The organism is Anabaena sp. UHCC 0204 (assembly GCF_009711975.1).
In the GTDB taxonomy this organism is placed as follows: Bacteria; Cyanobacteriota; Cyanobacteriia; order Cyanobacteriales; family Nostocaceae; genus Dolichospermum.
On record NZ_VIKW01000062.1, the window covers coordinates 8,509 to 20,076 of the forward strand.

Sequence of the window (11,568 nt, forward strand, 5' to 3'; positions counted from 1 at the left end):
TTCTGTAGGACTTTTGGCAATTTTAGGACAGTTCCAATAATCCTCAAATGAGCCATGTTGAGGGTCACTTAACCAAAGTTCCCAATTCTCCCAGTGGTTAACGTAATGGCTTAACAGGTTTTTTACTGCTATTCCTTTACCTCCACCTGTACGGGTCATGACCCTTAATGTAGGCTTACTCTGATGGTATCTAGCAACAATCTCACCAAACTTTGCAGATGGTTCTATAAGCCGTCTTACGTCCTCAATATTTAGTGATTTTTTCTCCACCTTCCTTAACTCAATCTCAAGACTCACATAGTTACCGCGCTCCGATTGGGAGAATTTAGGACTGTTGATACTTCCTGACAGTTCTTTGATTTTATCTGGGTTGTTGCCGTCGTTAAGCTGATCACAGGGAATAAAGCGGTTATTTCTTGATAGATGAAATAATAATTTATACCCTTCCGATGTACTAGAAAAGTCTATTGCATCGAGTGTCAAACCCAATTTAGTGTAGTAATAATTAATGATTGAATTGCCTACTCTAGAACTCTCGGAACTGCCAACAAACTGCAAAGGTTTAGATAAATCTTGGAGTTTACCATTAAGAGAAAGTATTTGATTTTGTAGTGTTTCTAGCTCTTGAGACTGGGTTAGTCCGTCGTTAACAATCTCGCTAAAATCCTGCTTGTATGCACTAATTACTCCGTCTGCTACCTGTCCAAATTCTGCTTGTATGGCTTTAATATTCCCTAAGAAATATTCACGTAGTTTAGTTAATTTTTCCTCATGTTCTGACAGTGGGATAACGTTGTTTAGCTGCTTTTGTAGTTTATCCACTGCGGCTTTATAGAGTTTAGCTTTTAGCCCTATTCCCTTATTCAAAATGTCATGCTGCATGGCGATACAAGCCGCTATCAAGTCCTCATTGGTCAAGCTGCTGTTATCAGAAATTACCCCTATCTGTGCTGATAAAACTTTGCAATCTTGGTTAAATTCTTCCAGTAGTCCAGAAACATCAACTCCAAACTTTTTAACCAGATAAGGTATTAGCGCATTCACTTGAGAGTGGACTTCCTGTAAGCTTTCTCTAAGCGTTGTTACTGCGGTTTCAAAGTTGATAGTCTGACTATTTTCTAGCGCCATTTTAGTGGCTTTTAGTTCAGTTTCTAGGCTAGTAGATAAGGTCAATAGGTTGCTAATATCTTGATGCTGTTTCTCTATTTCTTCATCAGCAGAAACTAGAAGCTTATGTTTGTCTTGCAGCAAGTTAGAAAAGTGGTTAGTCTCATTCCTTAAACTTTCAATCTCGACCATTAACTTACTGCGCTTTTTATTACTAATTCTTTGACTAGATTTGATAGCCAAAGCACTACTTCCAAGGCTACCTAAACCAGCACTAATAAGGAATTGGGAGAACTGACTGTAAGGTGTGAACAGTGCGATAAAACCAGTAAAGCTTACACTTAATGACCCGACTACAAAGCTATTCCGTAATACTTGAAAATTCATATTTGCTCCTAAAAATTAATAAAGGGAATTAGTTAAAATTCCCTAACAACAATTAAATTTACTCTATGCTTTCGGCTTCTGATTCTATTGCCCCAATTTTTGCATCAAGTTGAAACTTAGCTAATTCTACTTGGCTAATTCTGCTTTCAATCAGGGATAATTTAGCAGTCCAGTACAGCTTTCTTAGTGGTGTTTCCGCCTGTAATCCTTCTAACTCGATGTTTTGGTGTGCTAATTTTTCTTGAGTTTGTCCTAACTTGCTTTGTGCAATTAACAGATTTACACTAGCATTCTCAAACCCTACAATTTTGGCTTGTGTATTGATACCATCGGATTGGTAGGTAATGTTGGCTTGGTTCATCTTCTCCGACAATGAACCAACTTTATAGGCATCGGTATTAAGCTGCAAGTTTGCCCCAACTAATCTTAAAGTTTCGCGCTTCTCACTAATAGATTGAATAGCTTTATCAGCATCTACTCTAGTGGTTCTAGGAAGTGTTGAGGTATCAGAGAATAGATTAGTTGCTACATAACTGGAAGGGTCAAAAGTTGATGCTTTATGAACTGTTTTAGAACCGATTGGAGTAGGGTTAATTGGGGTTGAATCTGGGATATTAGCAGCGGTATTCAGTTTTTCTTGTGCTGCTTCTAGCTTTGATTTTTGGGTAGTTTTTGGCATATAATTTTAGGGTAAATAACAAGACATAACCTTGTGGGATACTTGACAGGTATCCCATTTTTTATGCTGCAAATAATTCCAATTGTTGATGACTATGAGAATTATGATCCCATTCATAGGAGAATAAAGAAATCAGTTTTTGAGCGTGTTCTAGTATGGCTTCTGGGCTTAATTCTGATGTTTCCAAGTCAAGCGAAAATAAGGCTTTATCGCAAATTGCATCTAAACCGATTTCGCCATAGCAAAAAAATAGATCCCAATCTTCCATCCCCTCTACAAAATGCCCTTGGGAGAAGTCGTCAGAATGTCCGCAATAGTGGAAGCCTTGTGCAATTAAGCCTTGTGCTATGTAAGTATTTTTGGCAGATAGCCAAGACGGTAATCTAGTCGTCATCGTCATCTTCTCCAGTAGTAAATAATCCAAATAAGCCTTCTACAGTGGCGTTGAACAGGTCGAAAGGCGCGAGTAGATTGATTCTGAACTGTGGTTTGTGCCGTGCCTTGAGTGCCTTAATCTCGCGCTCTAACTGTTCTATTTGTTGATATGTAGCTGCTTTCCCAGTTCATCGGATAGGGCTTTGATTTCTTCTGATAGAGAGGATGGTAATTCTGGGAGTTCGGGCGCTATGGGTTGACGGGAATTAAGACCGCGTAAACTGTCAAAAACCTGTTGACGGGTTTCAATCCGTTTTTCCCTCAAGTTGGCCACCAATTCAGAATCACGACTTTGGGCATTTTGGATAATTTGGGCGTTGCGGTACGAGTGAACCAAATCAGCTAACTCGATGACCTCTTCTGATTCTTGGATCAGTTCTTCCAAGGCTGTAGGGATATTTGCTCCGGTGGCAGGAGAAGAAATTACTTTAGGAGTAGAGGTGGCTATAGAAGAATTTTGTTGATTCTGTGGCTGTTCTGCGGCTGTTTCCTGTGATGCTTGAATTGCTCTCTCTGTCTGGTTTTCAGTTGTTGTCTGTGCTTCTAGTTGCGGCTGTTCTGTTGCTGGTAAAGCTTTGGATGTGGCTGTAATTGTGGCTAAAACCTGTTCGGCAACAGTTACGGGAATAGCTCTCACAGTGTCAAAATCATCGGGTTGAAAGTCCATTAAAGCCAGTCTGAAAGTCTGTTCTGATAGTTCGTTTTGAGCGCAAACATCAGATATAGCAATGGTTTCAAATGTTTGAGGCATAACGTCAGGTGTGGGTTGTGGGGTTTTCTTCCGTCTTGTGGTAGTTGCCATAGGAGTTACGCGGTTATTTTGTTAAGGTTTTTAAGTGCTGTACGATACGTATAGAGTGAGCAATAATTCTGATTTTTGGTTATCCCCTGCTTTACCCGTGCGGCTGTAACTACTTGGCTCATAAGTCTGCCAACTCTACATAAAACCCAGCACTGGTAAGGGCTTAGGGGTGCTTGTCTATCAAAACTACCGTCTTCTAATTTGGGGTATGAGTCTCTAAAACTGGTAATTCTCCAAAATGCTAGATTTTCCCATAGGTATACGGTGCTACGTGAAACACCCAATAATTGAGCCAAATAGGTCTTACTACTGGGAAAATCAAGGAATAGATCATGTTTTGTTCCGTTAGGCTGTGAGCGTTGACGCATAAGGGTTACAGGGTCAATCAGACGGTAATCAGAATTGGATTAAGCAGAAATAAGACGGAAAATAAGCGGTAATCAATCGGTTTATGCTTCACTTTGTCGAATTGAATCTTCCAATCCCCTGCTATACAAGGCTTATAGGTTAATTTATGGTTGAATCAATCGGGAATCAGTGAGTTATTCGTGATTGATTTGATATTTACAAGCTAACACGCTAACTAGCTAATTAGCTAACTATTTAATTATTTAATTAGATTGTAGTTTTAGTACAGAATCTCTTATCATTTAGTTAGTTAGTTGGTTACGTGGTTAAAATAGGAGTCACACATACATAAATATGAAAATGATTTGTAAGCTCAAAAATTTATTAGAACAGCACAAAATAAGCCAGTTAGGGTTAGCACAACAAACTGGCTTATCACCTGGAACTGTAGGAAAGTTGGCCAGAGGTGAATTTACCCGTATTGATGAAAATACAGTTATCTCTTTATGTAAATTTTTTAACTTAAAAACCATTTCTGATTTGATAGAAATTCAGATAGAAGATGGTGATTTAGTTTAGCGATCGCCTAACCGCCCACACCACACCCACAGAATCATGACAACTGAACCATCCCGATTAGACCGGATAGAAGCAATTTTAGAGCGCGTGGCAGTACAACAAGAGACTACTGCTACCAGATTGGATAACTTAACAGGTAAAGTTGATGAGATTGTCTATAAAGTTGACGACTTCATTAGTACAGCTACTACTGTTTTAGGACGTAGCACAATGTTGGATGAAATAATACTTAGTAACAATACTAGGACTTCAATATTAGAAAATATTGTGGTGCGGCTTGACCGTAACCAGGAAGAGAGTAACCGCAATTTTGAGCTACATCAGCAACGATTTGAGGAAAACCAACGCTCAACTAACGCTGCTTTAGAACGACTAGAGGCGATTTTGATACAACTAATGGATAAATAGCGATCGCCTAACTTACCTGTTGTAAGGGTAAGTTTTTACCATCAATAAAAAATACCAGGTGTTACCAATGAGTGAGTTAGAACTGCTAACCCGGATAGAGCAAAAAATTGACATCTTCTTGCAAGAGTCAATGGTTCAACAGTCTAGCTTAAAAGCCAAAAACGATATATTTGTCACGGCTTTAAAGTCTGATAACGAATACAACAAAAGTCAAACCGATACCGCAAAACTGTATTTATCAAGGCTTATGACTGTTTATCAACAAAACAGTTTAGGATTGTCAGATTTGTTTTTTGCGATCGCTGACTACTGCCACAGTAGAAAATTTGATGACCTAGACTCTCGATGTCAACAATTAGGGTCTGATTCTGACGAAATTTTCTTTATTGAATAGCGATTGGGTGCGATCGCCCAACCCCAAGGCAAAAGAGGGGTAAAAAGTGTAGGTACAGTTTAAAATTTAGGTATTAAGGATCAATACTCGATCCTTAATACGTATATATAGTCACATCGGATCAAGCGATCAAATATTGTATGGAATTATTTTGTGAAACACCTTACTGCGATATTTATATTCCCCCAATTGAATCAGGGACTTGTTTTACTATGAAATGGACAACAGTTGGTAGCAATTCAAATACGGCTACAGACAGGGAAAAGATAGCATATTATATTGCTTCCACACCAGATGTTTGTCAACTTTATAAATACAAAATACCTATTACAGAAGACATACTATATCAATTGGCTGGCTGCAAAAATTATGCGGTTATGATTGCCAAATGTTTTTTCTTTGACAAAGTAAATAAGCCTCTTGCATGGGATTTAGAAGAAGGTCTAATTGATGAATTTGAAAGAGATTTATGTTTGCTAAATGGAGAATTTTATGAAAATCTTTGGAAGATTATTAGTAATAAATGGAAGAAAATAAAGCCATTAATGGCTAAAACTTTTGATGATTTTTCTTTTAATTCAGAACTTCAATTAATGGAGAGAATTATAGATGAACATTTAACAGAACCATTTATTAATTTCACCACAGCAAAATATAAAGAATATTCGCCACACAGACACAAATTAATGCACAAATTAAGTCTCAAATCTATTGAAACAGAATTGACCGATAAAGAACAAAAAACACTCAAGAAAATTACTAAAGAAAGAGCAAATAGCAAAGGTGAAATTAACAAGTGGACGGGAAGATTTTTAGGTGCTTGTATGATTTTAGCTGAAAAAGACACTTACATAGCAGCACATTTATCTATTTATACAGAATTAGTAAAGGCAAAATACGCTTATAACCTAAAAAGGCACTGCAATCCATCATTATCAAGCCATCGCGCTCCTTCTCACTCCTGGGTTAATGGTAGGATAAACCAGCTTAATAATTCTTAACAAATTGACATTGTAGACAGAAGGATTTTGTTTACTTAATCTGAAAGTGTACAAAAAAAAGCTGAATCAACTCTCTAGCGTTTAACGAGCATCGCAAAATGCTCCACTATCAAGCTAACCAGCCAAAATTAAATTTTCAATTAATTCAAGAGTATCAAACGGTTAGCAATACTGCTAGAGGGTTTCTGGTATTTATAGGAAACCTACAATGATAAACCCCAACACAAAACCCCCTAATCTTGCAGGACGGGGGCTTCGATATCAAAGATTAAAATGTTTCAATGCCCCAATTATAAAGCATTTCAGGGCAAAAAGTCAAGCATTACCAACCAAAAATGACAGACTTACCAACCTAATTGGTAAAGTGAGGGATAAGCGGTTAACTGAATCGCTAGAACTGCTTGAAAAATCAGGGTTTACAGGCGATTTGGCTTTATTTATTTTGGGTGAAATAGCGGCTTGTGGGGTGTGTGATGCTTAACTTTACGCTGTCCACATCTTCTCTCTTCAATTCTGAATTAATCAAAAAGCTGTGGTTGGTTCTATTCTCCTGTTCCCTGGCATCAGCATTTAGAAAGCCGAATAGACTCAAAGCAAGAATCAAGAGAGCGCGTAGGCATCAGGAATTGTTGCCAGTAGCTAAACCAGAACGGGTTAAACCAGAACAAACTAAACCAGAACAGGCTAAACCGAACCATATTGATCAAAAGCACTGGGAAGAATTGGTTATTGGTTCTGGCATTGACCCCGAACTCGCATCTTTAAACGTTGTCAGCTTGGAAGGTAATGCGGCTTATGATTACCTACTGTACTCAAACAAGCTAGATAGACTTAATGCAGGTCGGTTGTCTAGCCGATGGATGAACCGCTATCGGCATTTAGAGAACGGTGGATGGTGGTTTAACGGCATTAATCTTGTAGATGGTTCAGATACCCAGTGGGGATGTTTCAAGCCGAATAAGCCATGTCTAGACCAAGATGGGGACTTAATTAAATATGAACATCCTCCCAAAACTAATACAGAATGTTTTTTATCCAAAGTTTCCGCTGATATTTGGGAATTAATAGCGGCTAAAGCAGGTGTGGCACTTCCAGAAAATTATCAGGATGTAGCTAACAATCCTCTATTATTCTGGAATTGGGTAATAGAAAGTAATGTACCTGTAATGCTGACCGAGGGCGTTAAAAAGACCCTCGCGGCGTTATCGTGTGGTTATGTTGCAATAGGTTTTCCGGGCATTACATCCATCTGTAAGCAGGAAAAAGACGAATTTAATAACAAGATTGGTAAACCTTACCTGATACCCCAATTAACACCCTTCCTTGGTTCTGGGAGAAAGATAATTTTTGCTTTTGACTCTGACAGCAAGAGAAGCGCAATTCGTAATGCAAATAGAGAAATTGACAAAGCAGGTAGGTTGCTACAGTTCAAGTCATGCAGCGTTTATGTTGCTAGTTGGTATACAGCAATTGGTAAGGGTCTTGACGACGTTCTAGTTAACTGTGGTGTAGATAAAATTGATGAAATATACCGCAATGTTAAACTTTTCCATGAGTGGAAAACATCACAGTTAAAACAATTAACACACATCCCCAACATTGAATTAGATAGAAAATATCTATTAGTACAAGATGAAAATAAAGTTAAAAAACCAGACTTTAAATTATCTTCTGATTGGTTTTTATTGTGGCTAAAAGCCCATAAAGGCGCGGGGAAAACTAGCTTGATCGATTATTTAGTTAGTCCATTAGTTAGCAGTGGAGAACGCAAGGTTTTATTAATTACCCATCGAATTGCACTAGGGAAAAAAATCTGTGATGATTTAGGATTACAGTATATAGATGAAAAATCACAAGAGGGTCACAGAAGACATTTAGGATTATGTATTGATAGTTTACTCAAACTTAATCCAGATGACTGGAAAGGCTGTTACTTAATCCTTGATGAAATTCAACAATTAAAATGGCACGTTTTAAATAGTAATACTTGCAGAAAAAAGAGAGTAGCTATTCTTAAACAGTTCAAAAAATTACTCAATGTTATCCATCAATCTGGCGGTAAAATAATCATTGCTGATGCTGATTTAAGAGATGATGGTATTGATTTTATCTCTCAAATGATAGAGGATGATATCAATATTTTTGGTATTCAAAATCATTACATCAGAGATGATAAAGACAAGTGGGAAGTTTACAACTACGCAGACAAAGACCCGGCACGGTTAGTTTCTGATTTGATGAAAAAATTAAAAGCCGGTGAAAAAATTATGTTGTGTACTTCAGGGCAAAAAGCCCGGTCAACTTGGGGAACTCAAGTAATAGAAGCTCATGTTAAAAAACTATTACCCGATGTTAAAGTGTTGCGAGTTGACAGTCTAACAGTAGGCACAAAAAACCATCCTGCTTTTGGAGCTTTAGCTAATTTTAAAGAAAGTATAGAGGGTTATCAATTAGTAATTTGTAGTCCCACGATTGAAACAGGACTTAGTTTAGATTTTGATTATTTTGATTGTGTTTTTGGTATCTTCCAAGGTGTTCAGTCTTGTGATTCAGTCCGTCAACATTTAAGCCGATATCGTAAGCCCGTACCGCGCTATTTATATATTTCTCCCACTGGGATTAATAGCAATAAAATTGGTAATGGTGCAACTACTGTTAAAGCACTTCTAGCAGGAGAATACAAAAAAGATAAAACTAATATTGAACTTTTAATGAAGATGGGTTTTGAAGAAAGTTTAGAGGGTAGCTTTGAAAATATCTATCTTACCCATTGGGCAATTTGCGGGGCGTTAATTAACGACGGGTTTAATAAATATCGCTCTCAGATATTAGAAGATTTGAAAGCCGAAGGACATGAAATTATTGATTTAGTCCAGGATGAGAAAGAAGAGTACAGTAGTTTGCCAGTCAAGGAAACAAGAATAGAAGTCTATGATATTCACTTAGAAAAGACTGAATCAGCCGCAGATATTAGCGAGGCTAAACTGGAAGAATTGGACAAAAAAAACACACTCACAGAAGAGGAAAGATACCAAAAAGATAAAGCCAAATTAGCCAAAACTTACCAGATTCCTGTTGACGCAGAACTGGCTAGAAAAAATGATGATGGATGGTATACAGAAATTCATCGTCATTATCTAATTGATAACCTTGATAGTCTTTCCAGACAAGATAAAAATTATTTTAGCTCTTCGGTACAACGTGGAGAAGGTCATAGATTTATCCCTGATGATAATAAACTAGCAATGGGATCTAAAATTTCATACCTTGTGAATATTTGCAGAATAAAAGAAGTTTTAGCCACAGATGGACTACATGAGAATCATCCTCTAGCAGTAGAAGTGGGGAACGCTGTTAGGGCAAATGCCGGGGATCTAAAATTATTTATTTGCGACTTCCGCGATAAAGACAAGCCATTTACAAGCAATATGTTTATTCTGCGTCGCCTAGTTGGGTTAATTGGCTATAAATTACCACAGATTAAACAAGTCAGAATTGACAAACAACAGGTACGAATACATGGGTTAGCTGCACCTGCTTTTGAAAAGATTGTAATTACAGACAAGAAAGGCAATGAGAAGCAGAAACTAAAACTAGATGATCAAGGTAAAGCGATACCTATTAGCGATGGTAGGGAAGAAGTGTTTGCAGCTTGGAAAGCCAAGGAACTGTTAGAAATTGAAAAAGAAAATGCAGAAAAGTCTCAAAGATTAGCAGTTATTGACCGGGAAGAAATTGTAAATAATGAATCTGTGGCAATAGAAGAAATCAGCAATGATCCCCCGCTTTCTGCAATTGTGGAAGAGTTAGAACTTCTCACAACAAAAGAAGAATATTTCTGTATCTACCAAAATGTAACGAAAGAAAGCATACAAGCTGCTTGGAACACACTCACCCAAGACGTGCGAGATAAAATCAGCAATTTATTCATAGAGAATCGGCATGAGGCGCATATTATCTAAAGAATTTCTGGAAGAAAAAGACAAGAGAGGGGTAGAACTGCAACTACAGCAGAAAAATTAAAGGTGACTACGCATTTCACCGATCTCTTCCCGCAGTAGTTGAAGCAAGCATAAACAATCCCCATTAGAAAGAGACGCGCTTAAATTGCAGTTTTTTACCGCTGGTATATTTTTGGTATATTCTTGGGCTACTTTTGGTATGGTTTTGGTTTTTGTCAGTTTAGACCGTAGCTATGCTTTTGCCATGCTCTTGCCATACTCTTGTATGTTGTCAGGGAAGAGGGAACATGAACCAAAAGAGGCCAGTTGTCAATTTTTACAGTAGATCCACTTTTAGTCCTGTTTTGTATTTTGTTAGTTGGCGGAAAATTTAGAGAATTAGCGATAGCGAAGCGCTCCGTAGGAATCGCACTATTCCCAACAATACCCAATTCCCTCAACAGTCCCCAATTCCTGTTATATCCCCTACAGTGGGGATATTTTGCATTAAACAGGTATTTCATCACACCGCAGGGTAAAGCAGGTTACAGGCGATTTTAGAGGCGACCGACAAAATTACATTCTTGGGAGTAACTTGGGTTTTCATTTGTCACAGAATAATTTTTTCTTTAAAACTATTATTAGGAAATTTTGTTACCTTAGATTAAATTATACAAGCAATACGGAAGTTATAATCTGTCACAAAAAAATATTTCACTAATATTATTATTAGGATTTTTTGTTACCTTAGATTAAATCATACATAATGTACTGATATAGGGAATAGGTGGCAGTAGGGAGAATTGGCGATATTGCGATCGCTACGCTGACCGAAGGTATCGCACTTTGGGAAATCTAAGAGACGCGCTTAAATTGCAGTTTTTACCGTTGGTATACTTTTGATACTATCTTGTGTTTGCCAATGGGAAGAGATGCGCTTAGATTATCAGATATCAGTTGTCAATCGTCAGTGGTGAAAATTTGGAGAATTAGCGATAGCTACGCTGACGAAGCGATCGCACTCGATGAGAAGTCAAAATAAGTTATCTATACACAAGAGAGTCTATCTATAGACAAGAGGGTTAAGCAATGGTATCTATATACAAGACGATTTGACCGCAACTGTAGATAGACAAGAGGGTTAGGATAACTATACAGAACAGTTTGAATATAGATAATAACTAGACAAGACGGTTTAACAGCAGATATATCACTAGACAAGACGACTTGACCGCACCTATAGATAGACAAGAGGGTTTATTATGACTATACAAGAGGACTTAACGCATACATCATAGCTATACAAGACAGTTTGACCGCAGATATCATGACTATACAAGAGGGTTCACGCAGACATGATGACTATACAAGAGGGCTTGACTGCATACATACACAAGAGGATATGTACAGTCCTTGCTTTCATTCCTTGTTCTCTAGAGAACAAGGAATGAAAGCAAGGACTGTACATATCCTCTTGTGTATGTATG

General features: G+C 37.7%; 10 protein-coding genes. 6 read left to right on the forward strand and 4 right to left on the reverse strand.

The genetic code is table 11. The features are described from left to right. The 4 genes from FJR04_RS23985 to FJR04_RS24000 all read right to left on the reverse strand — a co-directional run. On the reverse strand, positions 1 to 1,494 hold a 1,494-nt coding region (locus tag FJR04_RS23985), incomplete at its 3' end, for a hypothetical protein (protein WP_168499595.1). A gap of 58 nt (positions 1,495 to 1,552) precedes the next feature. Then, positions 1,553 to 2,173 carry a hypothetical protein gene (locus FJR04_RS23990; RefSeq protein WP_168499597.1) on the reverse strand — a complete coding sequence of 207 codons (621 nt, stop codon included), beginning with the start codon at positions 2,171 to 2,173 and terminating at the stop codon, positions 1,553 to 1,555. Positions 2,174 to 2,234: 61 nt separating this feature from the next. Next, complete coding sequence (locus FJR04_RS23995; RefSeq protein WP_168499599.1) at positions 2,235 to 2,567, reverse strand: hypothetical protein; 333 nt, start codon at positions 2,565 to 2,567, stop codon at positions 2,235 to 2,237. 138 nt (positions 2,568 to 2,705) lie between these two features. Then, positions 2,706 to 3,410: a hypothetical protein gene (locus FJR04_RS24000; protein WP_168499601.1), complete on the reverse strand. Its 705-nt coding sequence runs from the start codon at positions 3,408 to 3,410 to the stop codon at positions 2,706 to 2,708. A gap of 702 nt (positions 3,411 to 4,112) precedes the next feature. On the opposite strand from FJR04_RS24000, the gene FJR04_RS24005 reads away from it, so the two are divergent. From FJR04_RS24005 to FJR04_RS24030, 6 genes are all read left to right on the forward strand, one after another. Beyond that, positions 4,113 to 4,337, forward strand: a complete 225-nt coding sequence (locus FJR04_RS24005; RefSeq protein WP_168499603.1) for a helix-turn-helix transcriptional regulator — start codon at positions 4,113 to 4,115, stop codon at positions 4,335 to 4,337. Between the two features lie 36 nt (positions 4,338 to 4,373). After that, positions 4,374 to 4,745 (forward strand): hypothetical protein, encoded by a 372-nt coding sequence (locus FJR04_RS24010; RefSeq protein WP_168499604.1) that lies wholly within the window; start codon positions 4,374 to 4,376, stop codon positions 4,743 to 4,745. Between the two features lie 67 nt (positions 4,746 to 4,812). Then, entirely contained in the window at positions 4,813 to 5,139 is a 327-nt protein-coding gene (locus tag FJR04_RS24015; protein WP_168499606.1) for a hypothetical protein, read from the forward strand. 212 nt (positions 5,140 to 5,351) lie between these two features. Beyond that, positions 5,352 to 6,140, forward strand: a complete 789-nt coding sequence (locus tag FJR04_RS24020) for a hypothetical protein (protein WP_168499608.1) — start codon at positions 5,352 to 5,354, stop codon at positions 6,138 to 6,140. A gap of 208 nt (positions 6,141 to 6,348) precedes the next feature. Further along, complete coding sequence (locus tag FJR04_RS24025) at positions 6,349 to 6,621, forward strand: hypothetical protein (protein WP_168499578.1); 273 nt, start codon at positions 6,349 to 6,351, stop codon at positions 6,619 to 6,621. Positions 6,622 to 6,769: 148 nt separating this feature from the next. Further along, positions 6,770 to 10,102 (forward strand): plasmid replication protein, CyRepA1 family, encoded by a 3,333-nt coding sequence (locus FJR04_RS24030; protein ID WP_254445384.1) that lies wholly within the window; start codon positions 6,770 to 6,772, stop codon positions 10,100 to 10,102. Positions 10,103 to 11,568 lie beyond the last annotated feature (1,466 nt).